Annotated in this window: 24 protein-coding genes; 22 read left to right on the top strand and 2 right to left on the bottom strand. The window is 64.8% G+C overall.

Annotated elements, in window-relative coordinates:
- The first annotated feature begins 64 nt into the window (after positions 1–64).
- From MLG87_RS11375 to MLG87_RS11315, 14 genes are all read left to right on the top strand, one after another.
- On the top strand, positions 65–715 hold the full coding sequence (locus MLG87_RS11375) for a YidC/Oxa1 family membrane protein insertase (RefSeq protein WP_243295288.1): 651 nt from the start codon (positions 65–67) through the stop codon (positions 713–715).
- Between the two features lie 136 nt (positions 716–851).
- Entirely contained in the window at positions 852–1,316 is a 465-nt protein-coding gene (locus tag MLG87_RS11370) for a hypothetical protein (protein ID WP_243295287.1), read from the top strand.
- A gap of 1,126 nt (positions 1,317–2,442) precedes the next feature.
- Positions 2,443–3,021, top strand: coding sequence for a hypothetical protein (locus MLG87_RS11365; protein ID WP_243295286.1), 579 nt, complete (start codon positions 2,443–2,445; stop codon positions 3,019–3,021).
- Positions 3,022–4,188: 1,167 nt separating this feature from the next.
- Complete coding sequence (locus tag MLG87_RS11360; protein WP_243295285.1) at positions 4,189–4,608, top strand: hypothetical protein; 420 nt, start codon at positions 4,189–4,191, stop codon at positions 4,606–4,608.
- A gap of 178 nt (positions 4,609–4,786) precedes the next feature.
- Positions 4,787–5,197 carry a DUF3995 domain-containing protein gene (locus MLG87_RS16385; protein ID WP_425250890.1) on the top strand — a complete coding sequence of 137 codons (411 nt, stop codon included), beginning with the start codon at positions 4,787–4,789 and terminating at the stop codon, positions 5,195–5,197.
- A gap of 173 nt (positions 5,198–5,370) precedes the next feature.
- The gene (locus MLG87_RS11355; RefSeq protein WP_243295284.1) at positions 5,371–5,994 is read left to right on the top strand and encodes a hypothetical protein; all 624 of its coding nucleotides are present in this window, start codon (positions 5,371–5,373) and stop codon (positions 5,992–5,994) included.
- A gap of 164 nt (positions 5,995–6,158) precedes the next feature.
- Positions 6,159–6,500, top strand: coding sequence for a YciI family protein (locus tag MLG87_RS11350; protein ID WP_243295283.1), 342 nt, complete (start codon positions 6,159–6,161; stop codon positions 6,498–6,500).
- A gap of 163 nt (positions 6,501–6,663) precedes the next feature.
- The gene (locus MLG87_RS11345) at positions 6,664–7,326 is read left to right on the top strand and encodes a dihydrofolate reductase family protein (RefSeq protein ID WP_243295282.1); all 663 of its coding nucleotides are present in this window, start codon (positions 6,664–6,666) and stop codon (positions 7,324–7,326) included.
- 85 nt (positions 7,327–7,411) lie between these two features.
- The gene (locus MLG87_RS11340) at positions 7,412–7,822 is read left to right on the top strand and encodes a nuclear transport factor 2 family protein (RefSeq protein WP_243295281.1); all 411 of its coding nucleotides are present in this window, start codon (positions 7,412–7,414) and stop codon (positions 7,820–7,822) included.
- 117 nt (positions 7,823–7,939) lie between these two features.
- Positions 7,940–8,401 carry a GNAT family N-acetyltransferase gene (locus MLG87_RS11335; RefSeq protein WP_243295280.1) on the top strand — a complete coding sequence of 154 codons (462 nt, stop codon included), beginning with the start codon at positions 7,940–7,942 and terminating at the stop codon, positions 8,399–8,401.
- 123 nt (positions 8,402–8,524) lie between these two features.
- Positions 8,525–8,869: a cupin domain-containing protein gene (locus tag MLG87_RS11330; RefSeq protein WP_243295279.1), complete on the top strand. Its 345-nt coding sequence runs from the start codon at positions 8,525–8,527 to the stop codon at positions 8,867–8,869.
- A 201-nt stretch (positions 8,870–9,070) separates the two neighbouring features.
- Positions 9,071–9,349 (top strand): hypothetical protein, encoded by a 279-nt coding sequence (locus MLG87_RS11325; protein WP_243295278.1) that lies wholly within the window; start codon positions 9,071–9,073, stop codon positions 9,347–9,349.
- A 71-nt stretch (positions 9,350–9,420) separates the two neighbouring features.
- Complete coding sequence (locus MLG87_RS11320) at positions 9,421–10,023, top strand: metal-dependent hydrolase (protein WP_243295277.1); 603 nt, start codon at positions 9,421–9,423, stop codon at positions 10,021–10,023.
- The gene (locus MLG87_RS11315) at positions 10,020–10,235 is read left to right on the top strand and encodes a hypothetical protein (protein WP_243295276.1); all 216 of its coding nucleotides are present in this window, start codon (positions 10,020–10,022) and stop codon (positions 10,233–10,235) included. Before MLG87_RS11320 ends, MLG87_RS11315 begins: the two co-directional genes overlap by 4 nt.
- A 27-nt stretch (positions 10,236–10,262) precedes the next feature.
- On the opposite strand, the gene MLG87_RS11310 is transcribed toward MLG87_RS11315, so the two are convergent.
- Together MLG87_RS11310 and MLG87_RS11305 are read right to left on the bottom strand one after the other, a co-directional pair.
- Positions 10,263–11,549 carry a transcription antitermination factor NusB gene (locus tag MLG87_RS11310; RefSeq protein ID WP_243295275.1) on the bottom strand — a complete coding sequence of 429 codons (1,287 nt, stop codon included), beginning with the start codon at positions 11,547–11,549 and terminating at the stop codon, positions 10,263–10,265.
- A gap of 135 nt (positions 11,550–11,684) precedes the next feature.
- Positions 11,685–12,884 carry a CsgG/HfaB family protein gene (locus MLG87_RS11305; RefSeq protein ID WP_243295274.1) on the bottom strand — a complete coding sequence of 400 codons (1,200 nt, stop codon included), beginning with the start codon at positions 12,882–12,884 and terminating at the stop codon, positions 11,685–11,687.
- A gap of 78 nt (positions 12,885–12,962) precedes the next feature.
- Between MLG87_RS11305 and MLG87_RS11300 the strand changes: the two genes are divergently transcribed.
- From MLG87_RS11300 to MLG87_RS11265, 8 genes are all read left to right on the top strand, one after another.
- A complete protein-coding gene (locus MLG87_RS11300; RefSeq protein WP_243295273.1) occupies positions 12,963–13,409 on the top strand; it encodes an OsmC family protein in 447 nt (148 codons plus the stop codon).
- 19 nt (positions 13,410–13,428) lie between these two features.
- Positions 13,429–14,073, top strand: a complete 645-nt coding sequence (gene nrdR / locus MLG87_RS11295; RefSeq protein ID WP_243295272.1) for a transcriptional regulator NrdR — start codon at positions 13,429–13,431, stop codon at positions 14,071–14,073.
- 27 nt (positions 14,074–14,100) lie between these two features.
- The gene (gene lon / locus MLG87_RS11290; protein ID WP_243295271.1) at positions 14,101–16,524 is read left to right on the top strand and encodes an endopeptidase La; all 2,424 of its coding nucleotides are present in this window, start codon (positions 14,101–14,103) and stop codon (positions 16,522–16,524) included.
- 7 nt (positions 16,525–16,531) lie between these two features.
- Positions 16,532–17,383, top strand: coding sequence for a tetratricopeptide repeat protein (locus MLG87_RS11285; RefSeq protein ID WP_243295270.1), 852 nt, complete (start codon positions 16,532–16,534; stop codon positions 17,381–17,383).
- A 49-nt stretch (positions 17,384–17,432) separates the two neighbouring features.
- Positions 17,433–17,810, top strand: a complete 378-nt coding sequence (locus tag MLG87_RS11280) for a hypothetical protein (RefSeq protein ID WP_243295269.1) — start codon at positions 17,433–17,435, stop codon at positions 17,808–17,810.
- A gap of 73 nt (positions 17,811–17,883) precedes the next feature.
- Positions 17,884–18,801 (top strand): signal recognition particle-docking protein FtsY, encoded by a 918-nt coding sequence (gene ftsY / locus MLG87_RS11275; RefSeq protein WP_243295268.1) that lies wholly within the window; start codon positions 17,884–17,886, stop codon positions 18,799–18,801.
- The gene (gene ribD, locus MLG87_RS11270) at positions 18,794–19,945 is read left to right on the top strand and encodes a bifunctional diaminohydroxyphosphoribosylaminopyrimidine deaminase/5-amino-6-(5-phosphoribosylamino)uracil reductase RibD (protein WP_243295267.1); all 1,152 of its coding nucleotides are present in this window, start codon (positions 18,794–18,796) and stop codon (positions 19,943–19,945) included. The genes ftsY and ribD overlap by 8 nt, the downstream gene beginning before the upstream one ends.
- 67 nt (positions 19,946–20,012) lie before the next feature.
- Positions 20,013–21,689: a hypothetical protein gene (locus tag MLG87_RS11265; RefSeq protein ID WP_243295266.1), complete on the top strand. Its 1,677-nt coding sequence runs from the start codon at positions 20,013–20,015 to the stop codon at positions 21,687–21,689.

Below are 21,689 nucleotides of genomic sequence, written 5' to 3'. Positions count from 1 at the left end.
CCGCGAGTCTGCCATCAAGGCACAATCCGCTACCAATTCACTTCCAACCAACAAGGGGTCGAAGATGGAACTATGGTCGATGTGGACACAATTCCTACAGGGATCGCTTAATTTTCTAACGGTGCACCTTGGCTTCTCAGAGGCAGTTTCGATCATCGCTCTGACCATAGCTGCTCGTGTCGTAATGATGCCTATTTCTCTTACCGCGGCATACAGGGCACAGAAGAATAAAGAGGCCCTCGATCGCATCAAGCCTGAGTTAGATGATCTGCGCAAGAAATTCAAAGAGAACCCGTCGGAATTAGCAGCCCGAACAATGGCTCTCCATCGCGAAAACGGGATCAAATTTTTCGATAAGGTTTCCATTCTGAATATTGGTTCACAAGGGATTTTTGGTATTGGAGTCTTTCAGTGCCTCAAGCGAGCAATGTTCAACTCTAAATTCCTTTGGGTCTCAACGCTTTCAAAACCTGACTTTGTTATTACTTTGCTTGTCGGCGCTCTTATGCTTCTTGGTTCCGCACTTATGCCTGGCGCCACCGCGAATACTTCTATGATTGTAATGCTGGTGGTATCAGTTCTTGTTTCAGTGTTCTTTATCGCGGCTTTACCTTCGGCCATTGGTGTTTACTGGGCTACCTCCAATGCCGTAACAGTCATTCAGACACTTGTTCTTCGATCCTTGCTGGCAAAGCAAACCCCGATGGCGGCCTAACCCTCCGCTCAACTCGGACCCCGCCTGCATTGTCTTCCGCTCTCTCTCAGCTTCTCGCGTCCTCGGCTCCGCTCGTCGCCTCGGTGCAGGCGGGTCCGGTTAGCTTCATTCGTTAGGCTCTCCCAAAGGAGGTCCAATGCCCTGTTGGTTGCAAATCGCTCAAGGCCTTCTCACGCCACTCATCGCCATCATCACAACCTACATTGCATGGCAGCAATGGCGTGCGACTAAGTTGAAAATGAATCTAGATAGATACGAGCGCAGGCTTAAAATCTACCAAGAGAGTCACAATTTCATCGCTGAAATTAACCGCGATGTAAAACCAGAATTGTCCGAAATGTTCGGATTCTATAGTGCAACAGCAGAGGCCGATTTCGTCTTTCCGCCTCTAATCCGAGAATATCTTGATGAACTCTTTTCACATGCAAACCTTCTTCACTCCGCTAATGCACAGTACCGAGACATCTATCAGCCGCCACCTCCTCCGGACTACAACCACAAAGAGGTTTGCGACACTATTGCCGAGCACACGAGGTGGTTCATGGAGCAACCCAAGTTGGCAAAAGATAAATTCAAACCATTCTTAAACATTAGTAAATGAGCCTAACCCTCAGCTCAACTCGGACCCCGCCTGCAGTTTCATTCGCTCTCTCTCAACATCTCGCTTCCTCGGCTCCGCTCAGCGCCTCGGTGCAGGCGGGGCCGGTTAGCTCCAATCGTTAGGGCGCTCGATGTCCTCTCTCTCGATCCTTGCTTCACTCTGCCTGCTGGGGTGCTCGCTCGTGCCCGCACGAGGTCAGCAAGTCCGTGATTGCAGTGATGGCGCTTCAATTCGAAGGTTTGTCGGTCCAAAGCCGTTAGTCCAATCGCTCTGGCAGAACCTCCAATCAACCAAGGTTCCGCTATGGGCCAAGGGCGAGTTCCACGATCAAGAGTTCAAATACCTTGGTCTCACTCAATCAGCCAAACCCGTTCACCTTGTTCTGTTCAGCACCACCTGGGGCAGCTCATGTCGGGCAACGAACCGTCTCCTCGTTTTCGATCAGTCAAACCAGTTCGTCGGTATGTATTCCCACCTGAATACCGTTAAAGGCTTCGAGCACGGCCACCTCGTCCTAGAGTCTGGCCACGCTGATTTTCAGTCCGACATTCCTGGGGCAATCTATTCCTCCGGCTTTGAATCGGCTGAGTCGGTAAGGTTGGGGTATTAACCCATGTGTCCGGTTCGCGCCCTAACCCTCCGCTCAACTCGGACCCCGCCTGCATTGCCTTCCGCTCTTTCTCTTCGTCTCGCTTCCTCGGCTCCGCTCAGCGCCTCTGCGCAGGCGGGGCCGGTTAGCTTCATTCGTTAGGCGCTCGGAGTACATCTTGTCCGACCATCAGAAATCTAAGCTGCTAGCCATTTGGGCACTTCGGTATCTAAAGAACGGAGAAGGGATCTCGGCATACCATGCATACCAAAAGGCCATGGGTGAGCCCATCGCCTCTGAATCCGATTCCACCGATTCAGTGTCCCCGGAGTTTGCCCGGGGCTTCCTCAGTGATGTTGATTCAGCAATTGTTTGGTTGAAAAACCTTGAATAGCTTTCATCAAGCGCCTAACCCTTAGCTCAACTCGGACCCCGCCTGCATTGTCTTCCGCTCTCTCTCAACTCCCTGCTTTCTCGGCTCCGCTCGTCGCCTCGGCGCAGGCGGGTCCGGTTAGCTTCATTCGTTAGGGCTCACGCATGAACATTCCAACAAAAGCCTGGATCCTCGGGATAGTCATTGTCGGGGTGGGCGCATTGGCTCTGTTTGGTCGCTCACTACAGTCTTCATCTCGACCACAATTCGTTCCCAATCCAGCCAATGACAAACTCCTCATCTCTTCAGGTTGGGGTGCAGCTGAACTCGAAAAAATACTGCGAGATTTCCAGGTTCTTTACAGCGGGCGCTTCCACTCCACCTTCACCGTCGAATCCACCTCGGTCAATTCAACTCAATTCCGCATCACATTCCCTAATGACATCGAACCAATGCTCTTCCACTTCCTAATCAATTACGCCAGGTACCCAAAGGATCTCGATCTTTCCAATCGTACGATTTCAATCGCCGGGAGAGCGACTCTCGATCAGAACTTTGCTCTTCCAAATCAATCGCTTATCGGCCAGAAGGCCCTTATCTATGTCCCCACCGATGACCATGAGTTCGATTTGGTCTATGTGAAAACAGAACGGGGTCAGGTGTACGAGGATTCGTTTGCATCCTCTAAATGGAAGCTCGTACAAAATCCTCGTCTTCCGAGCGGAATTGAGGCCCTGAAGTGATCAGCGCCCTAACCCTCAGCTCAACTCGGACCCCGCCTGCATTGCCTTCCGTTCTCTCTCAACATCTCGCTTCCTCGACTCCGCTCATCGTCTCGGTGCAGGCGGGTCCGGTTAGCTTCATTCGTTAGGCCTCGAACAGCAGGCCTGGCTGCATTCCGTTCAGCCGGCCAATTCGCCTGTTCGGCCGTTCTGCTTTGAGTTTCCTGGTGGGCGTGCGTTCATGGTCGCAAGTCCTTCGTCGCTCTTTCCAACCTCCGCTTAGTTTTCCCGTCGCCTCGGTTCATGTCATGTCAGAACGGGCGTCTCGGCCTAACCTTCAGCTCAACTCGGACCCAACCGCCCTTGCCTTCCGCTCTCCCGTCTTGGTTGGGGTTTCCGTTCCCCTCTCAACGTCCGGCTGCGGTTGGGCCGGTTAGCTCCTTTCGTTAGGCCTCCCAACCCACAAAGGTTCAATGCCAGAGCTGCTTCAGAGAATTCTGATTTTCATCCTCGGCGTTCTGCTTTTCGCCGGGTCCTGGTTCCTGTTCTCCAGATCCAAATCCGTATACGAATGGGTTGAGAACTACCGAGATCGATTCCCTGTCACCAGAGTGATAAATCCTTTGGCCCACCTGAACTCCCCAACCGCCTCGCGTATTTCCGCAATCTGGATTGCCTTCGTAATGTTCCTCATGTCCGTCCTACTGATTGTGGTCAGCCTCTTTGGCCAGAAAGAACCATAAGCCTATCCCGTCGGCCTAACCCTCGGCTCAACTCGGACCCCGCCTGCATTGCCTTTCGCTCTCTCTCAACTTCTCGCTTCCTCGGCTTCGCTCGTCGCCTCGGTGCAGGCGGGTCCGGTTAGCTTCATTCGTTAGGCCTCGAATCGCTGGCCTGGCTGGTTCCCGTTCGGCCTGCAAATTCGCCTGTTCGGCCGTTCTGCTTGGGCTTTCGTGGCGCGCGTGCGTTCATGGTGGCAAGCCCCAAGTCGTTCTTTCCAATCTCCGCTCGGTTTTCCCGTCGCCTCGGTTCATGTCACGTCAGAACGGGCGTCTCGGCCTAACCTTCAGCTCAACTCGGACCCAACCGCCCTTGCCTTCCGCTCTCCCGTCTTGGTTGGGATTTCCATTCCCCTCTCAACGTCCGGCTGCGGTTGGGCCGGTTAGCTCCTTTCGTTAGGCGCATCCCGTGAGAATCACGCCAACCGCACTACTGTTCGCCATGGTTCCAGTGGTCTCGCTCGCACAGCAGCCGTTTCGTAGAGATCAATCAGCCGATATCAATCAGACACATTTGATCGTGAGAGTCGATTTAGCACCTCTATTTTTGGTTGAAGTATTTGGTCCCCCATCTGAAGCTGATCGCTATAAAATTTCAGGTATCTACACCTTCATTTCCGAAAAGAAGGATTTGATATTCACTGTTTACGATTGGAAATCTACCAACCTCTTCGATGAGGTTCAGAACGCACCGTCCCCCAAAGAATTCTGGGCTTCAGCCAAACCCGCTGAATTGAGCATCGGTGGTAAGGGCAAAGATGCGACAAAATTCAAAACCTGGCTCATGCAAAAGTACAAACACTGGCAGCAACACAAAGGTCTCCTTTAAACCAGTAGCACCATCAAGGTTCCTACTTGATGCGCCTAACCCTCCGCTCAACTCAGACCCCGCCTGCATTGCCTTTCGCTCTCTCTCATCCACTCGCTTCCTCGGCTCCGCTCATCGCCTCGGTGCAGGCGGGGCCGGTTAGCTTCTTTCGTTAGGCGTCACTGAAGGGCGTCAAACCATGGTCCCAGCGGTTCTCGCATCCACGCTGCTCTTCCTGGCTGGCCTACACATCTACTGGGCAGCCGGTGGTTCTTGGGGTAAGCGTAATGCGGTTCCCGAAACCAATGGCAAACCGGCTTTCATACCTTCACGTCTCAGTACAATCGCCGTTGCTCTAGCCCTAGCGATCGCCGCCGGCGTTGCCATACTCCGAGGGTATTTCCTCTTATCTTCGTTTCCCGGTTCACCTGCTCATTGGGCAAGTATCGCTATCGGTCTTGTCTTTCTCCTCCGAGCTATCGGTGAATTCCGTCTGATTGGCTTCTTCAAGCGCGATCGTGCCACTTCCTTCGCCAGGTGGGATACTTGGTTGTTCTCCCCCCTATGCCTACTCATCGCGCTCGCTTTCTTTTTCATCGCTACTTCGTGATTTGGCTCCCCAAAACACTCAATGACAATGTGTCGTCCCCGCCTAACCTCTCGCTCAAGTCGGACCCCGTCTGCATTGCCTTCCGCTCTCTCTCAGCTTCTCGCTTCCTCGGCTCCGCTCCTCGCCTCGGTCCAGGCGGGGCCGGTTAGCTTCATTCGTTAGGCCGCCGACCAATGACTTCTTCAGATTGGTTCAGGAATACAGACTGGACTCCGGAAATTGAGGAGCGATTTAACGCCAAGCTGAAACGAGCTAAAGACAAACCTCAGTACCTGAATATCCAAGCCGGCATGCTGGCTGACACCCATCCTCGGGTAGCCCTTGGCCTACTTGACCAGTACTTCGAATTTCCGGAAAACATCTTTCGTGCGGGTGCCTACCTGAACCAGGCTCACTCCTGGGTTTCCCTAAACGATTTCGACAATGCTGTGGCCTCCTTTCTTCTTGCAATCTCTCGTGAGGCGGAGTTCCCTCATTACAAAACAAATGCCTATGTCGAATTCCCTTTCTTTGTCGCAACTCAAGGGTTGGCTAAATCCTTCAACGAAGCATTGTCGGTTCTTGCCTCCAGAGCCTCTGACTTAGCCTTCCCACTCAACCATTTCAGATTTCACGCTTCTTATGCGTTGATTTATTCAGCGCTGGGTGAGTCTGCTAAGGCAACACACCACGCACAGCAGGCTCTTCTGGCTGCCGAGGCCAAGCATTCTGGATTCCAGAATCACCCAAGCCTTGGCCTTGTCGGCATGTCCTACAACGGTCTACGAAAAACACTCGCTAAACTCGCGTCGGCCTAACCCTCCGCTCAACTCGGACCCCGCCTGCATTGCCTTCCGCTCTCTCTCAGCTTCTAGCTTCCTCGGCTCCGCTCAGCGCATCGATGCATAGAGGGTCCAGCTAGATTCTTTCGTGAGGTCTCTGGCAATCTTTCAAGCCATGCTCGATCCAGGCGCGGAGCACCATGGCCAAATACCTGATCTCCTTCCCCAGTGCTGCGATGGTCGTTCCGAGCGACGAGTTGGAAGCGGTCGGCCACGATGCGCATGCGGTGATTGAAGAGGCAAAGGCCGCCGGCGTTTACATTTTTGGCGGTGGCATCGATGAAGAGGTGCCGCCAGTGCTCATTTCGGCCGATGGCTCGGTCGCCATGGGCGGCTACCCCTGGGCGCCCAGGCTCGATGGTGGGTTCACGGTGCTCGACCTGCCCTCTCGCGAGGAGGCCATCGCCTGGGCCGCACGGATCGCCAAGGCCTGCCGCTGTGACCAGGAGCTACGCGTCTTCGGGTTCGACCCGCAGTCCTAACGGCGCACCGGCACCTATCGGCCTAACTCCTCGCTCACCTCGGACCCCGCTTGCATGGCCTTCCGCCCCCTCTCGTCCTATCGCTTCCTCGGCTCCGATCAGCGCCTCGGCGCAGGCAGGGCCATTCGGCTTCATTCGTCAGGCGTCTACACGGAGGCGACCGATGACACGCGTTCGCGTTGAGGGCTTCACCATTTCGCTCGACGGATACGGAGCGGGTCCGGATCAAGACCTCGACCATCCGCTCGGCATGGGCGGGACGGAGCTGCACCAGTGGCTTGTCCCGACGCGCACGTTCCAGCGGGCCTTGTTCGGCAAGGACGGCGGCACGACCGGGGTTGACGATGACTTCGCCGCACGCGGCTTTCAGAATGTCGGGGCCTGGATTCTCGGGAGGAACATGTTCGGACCCATTCGCGGGGACTGGGCGGACACAACCTGGAAGGGCTGGTGGGGGGACAATCCGCCGTATCACGTTCCAGCCTTCATCCTGACCCATCACGCTCGTTCTCCCATCGAGATGGCGGGCGGCACGACGTTCCACTTCATCACGGGGGGCATTCGCGAGGCGCTCGACCGTGCCCGCGAGGCCGCCGCAGGAAGGGACGTGCGGATCGGCGGTGGGCCGAGCACCATCCGGCAGTACCTTCGCGAGGGCCTCATTGATGAACTGCACCTTGCGATCGCGCCAGTCCTGCTCGGCAGTGGGGAATCACTGTTCGACGGGGTCGACGCGCGGGCTCTGGGATACGAATGCGCGGCGTTCGTGGCGTCGGAGAAGGCCACGCATGTCGTCCTGCGGCGCCAAGGGCGCGCGGGCGCCTGACCCTTCGTTGAAGACCGATGTCCCTGCCGGCCCGCAGCCTTAACCTGGACGCGAGGCCGCGTCCCCCTTTCCTCACGGAGTGCACATGTCGAACCTGTCCAAAATCCAGGATTTCTTCGCGGCCTACGCAAGCAAGAATGTCTCGGCCGTGAAGGATGCCATGTCCGAAGACATCATCTGGCGCATTCCGGGTCACCATCCTCTCGCGGGTGACAAGCGCGGAATCAGCGAGGTTCTCGCCTTCTTTGACCAGCTTGCCAAGGCCGGATTCCAGGCTCAGCCCATCGTCGTGGTGGAACAGGGCGATTTTGTGGTGGATCACCACCGTGGGTGGAGCACGGCGGGGTCGGGTCTCGACCTGATGTGGTGCCTCGTCTTCCGGTTCGAGGACGGGAAGATCAAAGAAGTCACCAACTTCTGCGAAGACCAGCACAAGGCGGATCTCTTCTTCCATGAGATCTACAAGCTCAAGCCGATTCCGGAGCGCCTGGCCTAGCTTTCTCGACGGCGAACGTCACCTCTGCGCAGGTCGGATCCGGTTGGCTTCACCCATCCGGCCGCTACATGAATGGCAGGAGTGCATGCCGCATTCCTGAATTTTCGGGAGTCCGCCTTGACCGACCCCATTCGGATTAGAGCTGTGGAGAAGGGCGATTTCGATGCCTGGTCGGCCCTCTGGGAAGGGTACAACGCCTTTTATGGTCGAACAGGGCGAACGGCGTTGGCGCCGGACATCACCCGGATGACCTGGTCGCGGTTCTTCGACCCCTATGAACCCATGCATGCGCTTGTCGCAGAGAGGTCTGGCGAGTTGCTTGGCCTGGCGCATTTCCTCCTTCATCGAAGCACCATTCAGATGGTTCCGAACTGCTACCTTCAAGACCTGTTTACCGTCGAGGCCTCGCGAGGTCAGGGCGTGGGCCGTGCGCTCATCCAGGCTGTGTACGACTTTGCCCGGGGCGCGGGAATCAAGCGCGTGTATTGGCAGACCCAGGAAACCAACACCGCGGCGATGAAGCTCTATGACAGCCTGGCCGAGAGGTCCGGTTTTATCGTCTATCGAAAGTTGCTATAGCCACCCGCGGCCTCGTGGAAAAGCACGAAACATCCATCCGGACGCCTCCACTCGTCGCCCCGGTGCAAGCGTGTCCGGTTACCTTCATTCGTCAGATCCCGACAGGGCAGAAGGGAGGACACGATGGACCACGAACAGGCTGGGCCGGAGACGAAGGGCGTCACGGTGAAACACCTCGCCTCGGTCGACCTCGGCCCCGAGATCGAGGGCATGGCGGGGCGCCAGCTTCGAATGCGCATGGTGACCATCGAGCCCGGAGGGGTCTTCGGCCCGATCCACGATCACAAGGACCGACCCGGCACCGTCTACATCCTGCAGGGAACGATCACCGACCATCGGAATGGCGTCGCCACGGACTATGGGCCGGGCGTGGGCTGGCCGGAGGATCGGAACACGACCCACTGGCTGGAGAACCGGGGAACCATCCAGGCGGTGGAGATCTCGGTTGATATCGTCCGACAGGCCTGAGCCTCCACTCAACCTGGACTCCGGCCGCACCGGCCCGCGCCCTCCGGCGCCGTTCCGTCCTCCCGGCTTGCCACCATCTTGGCCGCACCAAGCCGATGTTCGGGTCGCCTGATGCGGCTTGAGGCTCCGTTCCACCCACCAAGTGGTTGCGGACGGTCCGATTACCTCCCATCGTAGGGCCACAGCATCTGGAGGCTCGACATGGAAAGGTTGTTCCCTGACCAGGGGCATCCCTACGGGATGAACCCCTCGCCCTATTTCTCCCTGCGGGACGGGAAGCTCTACCCCGATGTCGGCCATCCCGAGGGCGTGGGAACGAGGCCCTGGTTCTCCGTTCGCGGCGACAAGGTGTACCCCGATGTTGGCCACCCCGATGGGGCTGGAACCGTATCCTGGTTCAGGATCGAGAAGGGCAAGCTGTACCCCGACCAGGGCAATCCGGACGGCGCCGGGACCTCCCCCTGGTATGCCATCAGGTGAGGCCCGACCCAGCCCCCCGTTCCCCCTGGCTCGCTCCGGGGCCCGGCGGCCCGTGTCGCTAGACCCTCCCGATGCCGACCATCCTCTCCCATCCGGCGGTTCCCCTGGCCTTGGGCCTGGGATTCGGCCCGAAGGCCATCCCCCGCCCCCTGCTGGTCGCCGGAGTCGTCGCTTCGGTCCTTCCGGATCTGGACGTGATCGCCTTCCGCCTCGGGATCCCCTACTCGGCGGCCCTCGGCCACCGGGGATTCAGCCACTCTCTGGGCCTGGCGGCGGTCATGGCCCTGGGGGGCGCCTGGGCCCTCCGCAAAGCCCGATCGCCGTTCCCGGCCGCCTTCGGGTTCCTCTTCATCTCCATGGCCTCGCACGGCCTCCTGGATGCCCTCACCACCGGCGGCCGTGGCATCGCCCTGCTCTGGCCCTTCACGGAGCAGCGGTTCTTCTGGCCGCTCCAGGTGATCCGGGTGTCGCCCCTCAGCGCCGCGCGGCTCTTCTCCCCACGGGGCCTGGCGGTCCTGTCGTCCGAGATCCTGTGGGTCTGGCTCCCTTCCACGGTCCTGGCGCTCGGGCTCTGGACCCTGCGCCGGGGGCGCCGCCTCCCCGTCGGGCCCTGTCCTGACCCCATTCGGCCTGGCCTGCCCTCGCCACCCGATCTCCCCCGGGGGAACCCATGAAGGTCTTCGCCTACACCGCCATCGCCGTGGTCCTCTTTTTCGCCTTGGCGATCCACTTGGTCCGGAAAGAGGAGCGTCGGCGCTCCGATCGGCGCCAGGAGGACCTCCCGGTCCTTCCCCCGGACCCGAGACGGCGGGACCGTCGCCGGAGGAATGTGTTCTCGTACCTCGGCTGGGTGCTGCGGTCACTGCTCGCGAAACCCCGCCAGTAGCCAGTCTCCGGGCGCGGAGCCACCTGCCTAGCTGGGGCGCTGGACGGCGAAGGCCTGGAAACCCTCGCCCTCCCAGCGGAGGGGGTGGGGGCGGAACAGGTCCGTGACCTCGCGGCCGGTCCCATCGGCCACGCCCAGGGTCGCCGGCCAGACCTCCGCCGAACGAAGGTCGGGGCGGGCCTCCGCCAGCCAGTCCCGGTGGGCGACGCCCTCCTCGGGCAGCCAGGAGCAGACCGCATGGATCAGCAGTCCACCCGGGGCCAGGCGCCCGGCGGCGGCGGCCAGGAGGCGGCGCTGGATCCCGGTGAGGCGGGGCAGGTCCTCATGGGCCAGCCAGGGCCACTCGGGGTGCTTCTGGAGGGTGCCGCTGCCCGAGCAGGGGGCATCCAGCAGGATGAGGTCGAAGGTGGCGTCGCTGGCCTCCAGCCACTCCGCCGCGTCGGCCTGGATCACCTGGGCCGCCACGCCCCGCTGCTGGAGGGTCTGCCGCAGCCGGGCGGCGCGCCGGGGATGCACCTCGAGGGCCGTGAGTTCCGCCCCGGGATGGCGCAGGGCCAGGGTGGTGGTCTTGCCGCCGGGGGCGGCGCAGGCGTCCAGGATCCGCGTCACGGGGCGATCCCAGCCATAGGCCAGCAGGGCCTGGGAGCTGCGGTCCTGCACCATGCCCGCCCCGGATTCCAGCCAGGGCCGCGGGAAGGGGGCCCCCTCCGCCAGCCGCAGGCAGCCCGGCCATTCGGGGTCTGGCGCCAGGCCTTCGGGAACCTCGCCCCGCACGAGGCGGAAGGCGGGGCGGGGGGGCTGCTGGAGGCGGGACCACAGGGCCTCGACCTGGTCCAGGGCCCCGTGGGGCGCCAGGGCGGCCTTCAGGGCGCGCTCGGCGGCGGGAGGCCGGTCCAGGGCGGAGGGCAGGGCCTCCAGCGCCGCGGCCAGGGCGGCACGGTCCTTCGCGGCCCGGCGCAGCAGGGCGTTCACCAGGCCCTTGTGGGGATGGAAGCCCAGGTCGCGGTCCCCCGCCAACGCCACGGATTCGTTCACCGCCGCGTGATCGCTGACGCCGGGCAGCCAGGCCAGCTGCGCGAGGCCCATGGCCAGGGCCACCTGGGTGCCCAGGGGCACGCCCCGGGCGGGATCCTTCAGCTGGGGCTTCACCCAGGCCTGGAGGCGACCCCAGCGGCGCAGGCAGAGCCCGAGCAGGGCCTGGGCCAGGTGCGCGTCCTCGCCCAGGTCGCGGTCCCAGATGTCCGGCACCCGGCCCTTCTCCCCGAAGACTTCGTGGAGGGCGTGGGCGACGTGGAGACGGGCGGGGGTCGGCATGGAGTCCCATCATCGCTGGAAAGGCCGGAACCGCCAAAGACGCGAAAGGACGCGAAATCCAGGAAAAGGGTCACTGCCCCTTTTTACACCCCTTTTTCTTTTCGCGAGCCCGAAGGGCTTTCGCGTGTTTCGCGGTTACAGCTCCTTCAGGATCTCGGCCTTCTTGGCCTCGTAGTCCTTCTTGTCCAGCAGGCCCTTCCGGTAGAGCTCCTGCAGCTTCTGGAGGCGGGCCTCGGGGCTCGCTTTGGCAGGACCCTCGGATCCCGGCTGTAACCCAGGCTGAGTCTCGTTTCGCGGAGCCGGGCGGTCGGGGCGCGCGGCCTCTTCGCTCCGGGTTTCGGCCCGGCGTTCGGATCGGCGCAAGGCCTCCTGGAGCGCGATGGCCTCCTGGCATTCCTTCAGCGCGGTCTGGAAGATGCTGGCGTCGGGCTGCATGTCCAGGGCCGCGCGCAGGTGGGGCAGGGCCTCGTCGTACTGGCCCAGGATGAAGCGGATGATGCCCACGTTGTACTCGGCGCGGGGGTAGTACTTGGGCTTCTGGCCCTTGTCCTGGCGGGACTGGTCGAGACCATCGAGGGCCAGGTCCAGGGCGCCCCGGACGTCACGGGCCTTGAGGCGCTCGTGGGCCCGGTCCATGCCGAAGACATCGTCATCGAAGAAGGTGAGCTTGCGCACCTCGCTCCAGGCCAGGAGCAGGCGCAGCACCTTCACCTTGGCGGCCTCGAAGGCCAGGCGGCGCACGTCGGAATCCCGGGGGTAGGCGGGGAAGCCCTCGTACGAGGTGTTGCTGAGGCTGGGCGCATCCTCCAGGCGCTGGGCGCCGAAGACGCGGCCCGTGCTCAGATCGACGACTTGCACGGTGGCGCTGAAATCCAGGCTGGCGGTGGCGGTGCGCTTGAGGCGGACGAGCTCCTTCTTCGTCTTGTAGTCGGTGCTGCGCTCCTCCTTGGAGGACTGGGTGCGGCTGAGGTCCGAGCGGTTCACGTTCACGATGACCAGCACACTGGGACCGAGGAGCTTGCCGAGCTTGGCGATGGTGGCGGGCTCCACGTAGCCGCTGGCGCCCAGCTCCTGCTCCTTCAGCACCGCATCGAGGTGGGCCCGGTCCACCACCTCCACCTGGCGGCTCTGCACCAGGTCGGCGGTGAGGGCGTCCGCCAGCTCCCGGGAGTTGAGGTCCCGGGCCGGGGCGAAGGCCAGGCGCTCCACCTTGAGGCCCAGGCCCGGCGGATGGACCAGGGTGACCTCCACCTTGGGGTTGGCGATCTCGCTCCAGAACTGGGCCTGGGCGGGCAGCGACAGCGCGGCCAGGGTCGCGGGGATCAGCAGGCGCATGGGGGCTCCGGAACGTCGTTCCAGGTTAGCAGGAGAGGTGTGTGGCATCCTGGGCGCAGGCTTTCCGAGGAGAACCCCATGGCCCACCGCTATCCCCTCACCCTCTCCTGGACCGGCAGCACCCACGACGCCACCTACTCCCGCAACGCCACGGTCACCACCGCCGGCAAGCATCCCCTGGCCGTGAGCAGCGCCCCGGAGTACGCGGGCGACGCCGGCCGCTGGAACCCCGAGGATCTGCTGGGCTCGGCCCTCGCCACCTGCCACATGCTCACCTTCCTGGCCCTCTGCGCCAAGGCCAAGGTCGAGATCGTGGGCTACGAGGACCACGCGGAGGCCGTGCTGGACACCATCGACAAGGTCACGCGCATCACCCAGGTGCACCTGCGCCCGACCCTCCGCGTGCCCCGGGGCACCAGCATGGCCAAGGTGGTGGAGCTCTTCGAGAAGGCGCACAAGTACTGCTTCGTGGCCAATTCCGTGACCTGCGAGGTGGTGATGGAACCGCGGGTGGTCGAAGTCTAGACCCTGATCCGGAGCATCCGTGCGCTGTCCCTTCTGTGGGCACCTCGAGGACAAGGTGGTGGACTCCCGCGAGTCCCGCGAGGGCGACTCCATCCGCCGGCGCCGGGAGTGCCTCTCCTGCGCCCGCCGCTTCACCAGCTACGAGCGGGTGGAGGAGGTGCCCCTGGTGATCCTCAAGAAGGACGGCCGGCGGGAGCCCTTCGACCGGCAGAAGCTCATGAAGGGCCTGCTGCTGGCCTGCCAGAAGCGGCCCGTGTCCCTGGCCCGCATCGAGGAGCTGGTGGCCGACATCCACGCCCGCCTCATGGAGCGGCCGGACCGCGAGATCCGCAGCCGGGAGCTGGGCGAGCTGGTCATGGACGAGCTGAAGGGCCTGGACCAGGTGGCCTACGTGCGCTTCGCCAGCGTGTACCGCGACTTCAAGGACCTGCCCGACTTCGTGAAGGCCCTGGAGGGCCTCATGCACAAGGAGGCGGCCACCGGACGGAACGGGGGCGGCCTGGCCACGCCGACCACGCCAGCCCTCCCGGCCTCGACGCCCGCCGCCACACCAGCCCCCGCGCCGGCCTCCACACCAACCTCTGCGGCGGGTCCCAAGCCCATGCCCCAGGCCCTCTTCCCCGGCGAAGCCGCGCCTCCGCCCCCGAAGGTCCGGAAAAAGTAGGGGTATCCTGAAGGCCGAGGTTTTTCCGTGGCCGACGACGTTCTCCTGCCCCCCCCTCCCGACGAGCAGCCCAAGCTGCCGGAAGAGCTGCCGGTGCTGCCCCTGCGGGACGTGGTGGTCTATCCCTACGTGATCCTGCCCCTCAGCGTCAGCCGCGAGAAGTCCATCCGCGCCGTGGACACGGCCCTGGTGGAGAACCGCATGATCCTCCTGCTGTCCCAGAAGCAGGTGGAGATGGACAACCCCAAGCCCGAGGACCTGTACCAGGTGGGCACGGCGGCCCTCATCATGCGGGTGCTCAAGCTGCCGGACGGCCGCATCCGGGCCCTGGTGCAGGGCCTGCAGCGGGTCCGCGTGGAGTACTTCACCGAGACCGAGGCCCTCTTCAAGGCCCGGGTGGAACCCCTGGCCGAGCCCGAGCTGAAGGTGCCGGACCTGGAGCAGGACGCCCTCCTGCGCAGCGTGAAGCAAACGCTGGAGAAGGCCGTGGCCCTGGGCAAGACCCTGCCCCAGGAGGTACTGGTCATCGCCGGCAACCTGGACAACCCCGGCCGCCTGGCGGACCTGGTGGCCTCCAACCTGGACCTCAAGTTGCAGCAGACCCAGGAGGTCCTCGAGATCGCCCACCCGGGCCTGCGCCTCAAGCGCGTGAATGAGCTGCTCCAGCGGGAGATCCAGCTGCTGGAGGTCCAGCAGAAGATCACCATGGAGGCCCGCGGCGAGATGGACAAGAGCCAGCGGGAGTACTACCTCCGCCAGCAGCTCAAGGCCATCCAGCAGGAGCTGGGCGAGGGCTCGGAACTGGCCGAGGAGATCCAGGCCTTCCGCGACAAGCTGGCCAAGATGACCGTGCCGGAAGACCCGCTTACGGAGATCGAGCGCAACCTCAAGAAGCTGGAGCGCATGCATCCGGATTCCAGCGAGACCGCCGTGACGCGAACCTACCTGGAGTGGATGACCGAGCTGCCCTGGGGCACCTTCACCGAGGACAACCTGGACCTGGCGCAGGCCCAGACCGTGCTGGACGAGGACCACTTCGGCCTGGCCAAGATCAAGGACCGCATCCTGGAGTTCCTGGCCGTGCGCAAGCTCAAGCCCGACCTCCGCGGCACCATCCTCTGCTTCGTGGGCCCCCCGGGCGTGGGCAAGACGTCGCTCGGCAAGTCCATCGCCCGGGCCCTGGGGCGCAAGTACTCGCGCATCTCGCTGGGCGGCGTGCACGACGAGAGCGAGATCCGGGGCCACCGCCGCACCTACGTGGGCGCCATGCCCGGCCGCATCGTGCAGGCCCTGCACCAGGTGAAGAGCATGAACCCCGTGATCATGCTCGACGAGGTGGACAAGATCGGCCGCGACATGCGCGGCGATCCCAGCGCGGCCCTGCTGGAGGTCCTGGACCCCGAGCAGAACCACACCTTCCGCGACCACTACCTGAACGTGCCGCTCGATCTGAGCCAGGTGCTCTTCCTGGCCAACGCCAACGAGCTGGAGCCCATCCATCCGGCCTTCAAGGACCGCATGGAGATCATCTACCTCAACAGCTACACGCTGGAGGAGAAGCTGGGCATCGCCGAGCGGCACCTGATCCCCAAGCAGCTGGAGAAGCACGGGATCACGCGCCAGCAGCTGTCCATCTCGAAGAAGGCCCTGAAGGCCATCATCACGGGCTACACCCGCGAGGCGGGGCTGCGCCAGCTCGAGCGTGAGATCGGCGCCGTGTGCCGCAAGGTGGCCCGCCGTGTGGCCGAGAACGCGCTGAAGAAGAAGCTCGTGCTCACGGACGACGCCATCCACGAGCTGCTGGGGCCCGTGAAGCTCCTCCAGGACGAGCGGCTGAAGGCGCCCCGGGTGGGCGTGGTGACCGGCCTGGCCTGGACCTCCGTGGGCGGCGACGTGCTGTTCGTCGAGGCCCTGAAGATGCCGGGGAAGGGGGGGCTCATCCTCACGGGCCAGCTGGGCGACGTGATGAAGGAGAGCGCCCAGGCCGCCCTCAGCTACATCCGCAGTCGCGGCGGAGCCTTCCAGATCGACCCCGAGGTGTTCCAGAAGCAGGATCTCCACATCCACTTCCCCGAGGGCGCCATCCCCAAGGACGGCCCCAGCGCGGGCCTGGCCATCGCCACCGTGCTGCTGTCCGTGCTCAAGGACATCCCCGTGAAGAACACCCTCGCCATGACCGGCGAGATCGACCTGCGCGGCGAGGCCCTGGCCATCGGCGGCCTCAAGGAGAAGGCCCTGGCGGCCCTCCGGCTGGGCATCAAGGACATCCTCATCCCCCACGCGAACCAGAAGGATCTCGAGGAGATCGATCCCGAGCTGCGGAACCAGCTGCACTTCCACCCCGTGATGCACGTGGAGGAGGTCTTCGAGCAGGCCCTCGTGGGTTGGAAAAGACCGGAAGCCGTGGTATCAAAAGCCAAGCCCGCCGCCAAGGCCCGCCCCTCCCGCTGAGGTTTCCATGCTGATGCCCGTCGCCGCGGTCCCCCCGCCCAAGCCCCCGGCTGTCCAGGCCCAGGTCCTGGAGGTGGGGACCCAGGGGCTACCCCCCGCCATGGAAGCCCTGATCCAGGCCGACGACTGGCCGGGCCTGGCCGACTGGTTCGAGAAGGCCTCGCCCAAGGTCCGGCGGCAGTACTACGAGTACTGGCTCCAGGCCCTCAACCGCAGCGGGCGCTGGGCGCGACTGGCGGACGCCTGCAGGGTCCTCACGCCGCAGATCGAAGGGAAGGGGAAGCCCCGCCTGGGCACCTACCGGCTCTACCGGGCCCAGGCCCTCAGCCAACTGGGGCGCCACAAGGAGGCCATGGCCGCCCACGCCGAGAACGGCCGGCTCGGCCAAGCCGAGGGCTACGCCAACGCCTGCGCCGAGGCCCGGATGGCCGGGGACTGGAAGGCCCTGCTGGCCTACTCCGGGGCCATCCTGGCCCGAAAGCCGGCCGATGCCGAGGCCCTGGGCTCCAAGGGCGAGGCCCTCGCCCACCTGGGGCGCTTCCGCGAGGCCCAGGAGGCGCTCCAGCAGGCGGTGAAGGTCAACCCCAAGGCCGCCTACGCCTGGAACAACCTGGGCCGCGCCGCGATGCAGCAGAAGGCCTGGGGCGACGCGAAGGCCGCCTTCGACCAGGCTCTCGCCGTGGACCCCAAGCAGATGGAGGCCCTGTTCAACCGGGGCATCGCCCTCTTCAACCTGAAGCAGTACGCCGCCAGCCGGGACGACTTCAAGGCGGCCCTGGCCCTCCGTCCGAACGACTCCGTCCTGAAGGAGAACCTCCGGCAGGCGGAAAAGATGGCCGCCGCCTACCCGCAGCCCTGAGGTTCTTGCCGGCGCCGGCTCCGGAGCCCATGCTGTCGCGGGGTGACCCATGCTCGCTGAAGCCTTCGCCCTCGCCCTCCAGCTTCCCCCCCTGGCCTTCAGTCCACCGCTCCCCGCCGCCTTCCGGCCGCCGCGGGAACTGACCTGTCCGGTCGGGGACCTGGGTCGGCCATGGTCGCCGCCTTCGCCCCGGCCCCTCTGGTCCGTGCGGCTCTCCGTGGACCCCCGCGACCTGCGCCCCCGGGCACCCGCCCACCTCGTGAACCCCCTGGCGGACCTGCTGCTGCTCTTCGCCCTGGCGGGCTGGGCCTCGAGCACGGGCGGCACCGTGGACTTCCGCCCCTGGCCGGATCGGAACCCACTCTTCGCCGCCCCGCCCATGGCGCCATACGCCCCGCCGGGGTCGTGGGCAAAGCCTGGGTTCTAGCCCAGTTGTTCCACGTGGAACGCCGTTAAAGGAGGCCGGAAACCGGGCCCCTTCGGTAGACTGGATCCGCGAGGTGGGCGTGGGGCTTCTGGGCGGTCTGTTCGACAAGTTCAAGCAAGGGCTGAAGCGCACCCAGGATCTGGTGCTGGCGCCCATGGGCCGCCTCCTGGGCCTGCGGCGCCTGGACGAGGACCAGCTGGATGAGCTGGAGGACCTGCTGCTCCAGGCAGACCTGGGCGTGCGGGCCGTGGACCAGCTCATGGCCCGGCTCCGCTTCGAGCTGCGGGGCGGATCCGAGATCAACCCCAAGGCCGTGCTGAAGGACGAGCTGCTGAAGCTGCTCCGGCAGCGCCCGGCCCGGCCCTTCACGGCTGAAGCCACCCAGGTCGTGCTGCTGGTGGGCGTCAACGGCGTGGGCAAGACCACCACCCTGGGCAAGCTGGCCGCTCACCTGAAGACCCGGGGCGAGGAGGTCCTGGTGGTGGCTGGGGACACCTTCCGCGCCGCGGCCATCGACCAGCTGGAGCGCTGGGGTGAGCGGGCCGGCGTGCCCGTGATCCGCAACCAGATGGGCGGCGACCCGGCGGCCATCGCCTTCGACGGCGCCACCAGCGCACGCGCCAAGGGCACGCCCTGGGTGCTCATCGACACGGCGGGGCGGCTCCACACCAAGGACCACCTCATGAAGGAGCTGGACAAGATCCGGCGGAGCCTCCAGAAGGTGATCCCCGAGGCGCCCCATCGCGTGCTCCTGGTGCTGGACGCCACCACGGGCCAGAACGGCCTGCAGCAAGCGGAGGTCTTCGCCCGCACGGCCGGCGTCACGGATCTGGTGCTCACCAAGCTGGACGGCAGCGCCAAGGGCGGCGTGGTGGTGCCCATCCTGGACCGCCTGAAGCTCCCCATCGCCTTCGTGGGTGTGGGCGAGGGGGTGGACGACCTCATCCCCTTCGACGCCGAGGCCTTTGTCGACGGGCTGCTGGATGCCTGAATCGAACCTGACCCCGGGCCTGACCCCGGATCTGACCCCAGGGCTGGCTTGGGCCCTGGCCACGGGCGGCCCCTGGCCGAACCCGGAGGCCCTGTCGGGCGATGCCCGCTTCATGGCCCTGGCCCTCCAGGAGGGCCTGAAGGGCGTGGGCCTGTCGAGCCCCAACCCCCCCGTGGGCTGCGTGCTGGTGAAGGAGGGCCGGGTGATTGGCGCCGGCGTCCACACACGGGCCGGCGACCCCCACGGCGAGATCATGGCCCTGCGGGACGCCGAGGCCCGGGACGAGGATGTGCGCGGCGCCACGGCCTACGTGACCTTGGAGCCCTGCTGCCATCAGGGCCGCACGGGCCCCTGCACCCTGGCCCTCCTCCAGGCGGGCGTGGCCCGGGTGGTGGTGGGCGTACGGGATCCCAACCCCCGGGTGGACGGCGGCGGCCTGGCCATCCTGCGGGCCCAGGGCGTGGCCGTGGAGGAGGGCGTGCTGGGCGAGGCCTGCGGGCGCTTCCACGCCCCCTTCTTCAAGCTCATCCGCACGGGCCTGCCCTGGGTGAGCCTCAAGCTGGCCCTGGGGTCCGACGGCGCCCTGGGCCCCGCCGGACGGACCACGCCCATCACCCCGCCCGAGGTCCAGCGCCTGGGCCACGCCCTCCGCCGGGCCGCGGAGGCCATCGTCGTGGGCCGCCACACGGCGGAGGTGGACGACCCCCAGCTCACGGACCGCTGGCCCGCCCCCACGGCGCCCCACCGGATCTTCCACCGGGTGGTCATGGACAACGCCGGCCAGGTGCCCGCCGGGGCCCGCGTCTGGCTGCCGGTGGCCGGCCAGCCGGCCCTGCGGGCCGTCACCGGGGATCCCGAGCCCCTGCGGGGCGTGGAGGATCTCCATCTTCCCCCAGGGCCCCGGGGATGCAGTTTGCGCCACCTGTTGCACGAACTCGCCGCCCGGGGCGTGGGCCGGGTGCTGGTGGAGGGCGGCGGCACGCTGGCCCAGGCCTTCCTCGAACAGGACCTGGTGGATGAATTCCACCGCTTCCAGAGCGATCGACCGGCCGGCGGAACCCCGCTCCCACTGGCCCTTCCGCCGACCTGGGCCCTCCACGCCGCCGGCCGCTGGCCCGGGGGACGCTGGGAGGTCTGGCGCTAGACTGGCCTCTGCCCTTTCCTGGCACGACCTTTGAGAAGCCCGCTCGACCCCCACCTCAGGAGTTCCCATGCCTCCCCGATCCTGGCGATTCCTCCTCGGCCTCCTGCTGCTCCTGCCCTTCGCCGCGTGCGGAGGAGGGTCTGATTCCTACGCCAGCCCCGACGCGGTGATCACCCTCCAGGCCCAGTTCGAGAAACCGACCCTCACTTCCGCGGGCCTCGGCGCCACCACCTTGCGTCCCGCGCGCTACTGCTGGGCCGAGGTGCGGGACGCCTCCTCCGGCAGCCTCCTGGCCTCCGGCTACCTGGGGAGCGACGGCACCGGCCGCACCACGGTGCCCAAGGGCCTCCAGGTCTACGTGCAGGTCTTCGCGGACTACCAGGTGCCCAGCGCCGATCCCGCCAGCTTCTTCATGCGGGGCAGCGTGAGGAACGCGCCCCTGCCGGCCACCGCCCTCACCAACGCGGCCTTCGACGCCCTCCCGGAATGGTCCGTCACCAGCAGCACCTTCCTGGCGGACCGGGACGGTACCCTGGCCGTCACGGCCCGGACCAGCAATCGCATCGCCGGGGCCTTCAACATCGCCGACCAGGCCGTGACCTTCGGGGCCGCCGTGCGGGACATGGACGGCTCCACCACCCTGCGGCTGCCGGACATTCACACCTTCTGGACCACCAGCACCAATGCCGCCGATCAGCAGCGCACCTATCCCGCCGTCCTGACAGGCTCCGGGTCCACCATTCTGGTCTCCGGCCAGAGTCGGGCCCTTTTCGGCCACCAGGTCTACGGCCAGGGGAGCGGCGCCGCCAACACGGAAACGGATGAATGGGACGATGGTGTGCTCCAGGAGAGCTTCGCGCGCCTCCTCTTCGCGGACTACAGCTTCAAGCCCGACGGCAGCAGCAGCCTCTCCCTCCTGCGCCGGGACAACGACAATGTCTGGGTGGACCGGGGTGTGCAGAGCGAATCCACCGCGGCTTTCGTGGCGGGCTATTCCGATTTCCTCGCCGGGGCCGTGCGAAACAACAGCCAGATCCTCGACAGCTATGTGGACGGCGCGGGCGTGGCCCGGGTGGACGTCTTCGACCTCACGGACCACGCCCACGTGCCCGCGGCCGCCAAGGGCGAGTTCGCCCGGGGCTCCGTGGCCGTGAGCCTCTGGGGTCTCTGGAAGAACGTGCTGGGGGGCGGCTCCACGGGCCTGAACACCCTCTGGGCCGCCGTGCGCTCCACCGCCGCCTATCCGAATGGCACCGGCGAGTACGAGCAGGCCACCCTGGGCTGCTACCCCACCTACCTCCAGGGTGTGGCCAGCCGCACCACCGCCGCCACCTGGCAATCAGCCCTCAATGAGCTGGCCCTGGAGTCCGTGCCGAGCCCGGATGCCACCTACTTCAACACCGACGCCCTCTGGCTGACGGTGAGCCTCCCCCTGGCCACCAGCGGAAGCCTCCAGACCTATGCGCCCAGCCTCGGCTACTACTACGACCGCAACCAGAGCCAGGCCTGGCGGTTCGTCCACCCCGGCGGCGCCCGCACCATCACCATGACGCCCACCAGCGGCCAGGACTTCTACCTCGAGCTGATCGGCCCCGGCGGCTGGGTGGCGGGAAGCTACAGCAACCCGGGCACCACCCGCACCCTGACGTTCAGCAACCTGCCCGCAGGCACCTACGTGGCCCGCGTGCGGGCCGGCGCCACCACGGCCACGGGGACGAACACCTACTCGATCAGCGTGAACTGA

The sequence above is a fragment of the Geothrix mesophila genome, assembly GCF_022808835.1.
Taxonomy (GTDB): Bacteria; Acidobacteriota; Holophagae; order Holophagales; family Holophagaceae; genus Geothrix; species Geothrix paludis.
The sequence above is the reverse complement of the archived record's forward strand: the minus strand, read 5'-3'. Positions and strand labels throughout refer to the sequence as shown.

Coding starts and splice junctions, on each gene's coding strand:
- MLG87_RS11375 (WP_243295288.1), top strand. CDS start 65: ATGGAACTATGGTCGATGTGGACACAATTCCTACAGGGATCGCTTAAT.
- MLG87_RS11370 (WP_243295287.1), top strand. CDS start 852: ATGCCCTGTTGGTTGCAAATCGCTCAAGGCCTTCTCACGCCACTCATC.
- MLG87_RS11365 (WP_243295286.1), top strand. CDS start 2,443: ATGAACATTCCAACAAAAGCCTGGATCCTCGGGATAGTCATTGTCGGG.
- MLG87_RS16385 (WP_425250890.1), top strand. CDS start 4,787: ATGGTCCCAGCGGTTCTCGCATCCACGCTGCTCTTCCTGGCTGGCCTA.
- MLG87_RS11355 (WP_243295284.1), top strand. CDS start 5,371: ATGACTTCTTCAGATTGGTTCAGGAATACAGACTGGACTCCGGAAATT.
- MLG87_RS11350 (WP_243295283.1), top strand. CDS start 6,159: ATGGCCAAATACCTGATCTCCTTCCCCAGTGCTGCGATGGTCGTTCCG.
- MLG87_RS11345 (WP_243295282.1), top strand. CDS start 6,664: ATGACACGCGTTCGCGTTGAGGGCTTCACCATTTCGCTCGACGGATAC.
- MLG87_RS11340 (WP_243295281.1), top strand. CDS start 7,412: ATGTCGAACCTGTCCAAAATCCAGGATTTCTTCGCGGCCTACGCAAGC.
- MLG87_RS11330 (WP_243295279.1), top strand. CDS start 8,525: ATGGACCACGAACAGGCTGGGCCGGAGACGAAGGGCGTCACGGTGAAA.
- MLG87_RS11325 (WP_243295278.1), top strand. CDS start 9,071: ATGGAAAGGTTGTTCCCTGACCAGGGGCATCCCTACGGGATGAACCCC.
- MLG87_RS11320 (WP_243295277.1), top strand. CDS start 9,421: ATGCCGACCATCCTCTCCCATCCGGCGGTTCCCCTGGCCTTGGGCCTG.
- MLG87_RS11315 (WP_243295276.1), top strand. CDS start 10,020: ATGAAGGTCTTCGCCTACACCGCCATCGCCGTGGTCCTCTTTTTCGCC.
- MLG87_RS11310 (WP_243295275.1), bottom strand. CDS start 11,549: ATGCCGACCCCCGCCCGTCTCCACGTCGCCCACGCCCTCCACGAAGTC.
- MLG87_RS11305 (WP_243295274.1), bottom strand. CDS start 12,884: ATGCGCCTGCTGATCCCCGCGACCCTGGCCGCGCTGTCGCTGCCCGCC.
- MLG87_RS11300 (WP_243295273.1), top strand. CDS start 12,963: ATGGCCCACCGCTATCCCCTCACCCTCTCCTGGACCGGCAGCACCCAC.
- MLG87_RS11285 (WP_243295270.1), top strand. CDS start 16,532: ATGCTGATGCCCGTCGCCGCGGTCCCCCCGCCCAAGCCCCCGGCTGTC.
- MLG87_RS11280 (WP_243295269.1), top strand. CDS start 17,433: ATGCTCGCTGAAGCCTTCGCCCTCGCCCTCCAGCTTCCCCCCCTGGCC.
- ribD (WP_243295267.1), top strand. CDS start 18,794: ATGCCTGAATCGAACCTGACCCCGGGCCTGACCCCGGATCTGACCCCA.
- MLG87_RS11265 (WP_243295266.1), top strand. CDS start 20,013: ATGCCTCCCCGATCCTGGCGATTCCTCCTCGGCCTCCTGCTGCTCCTG.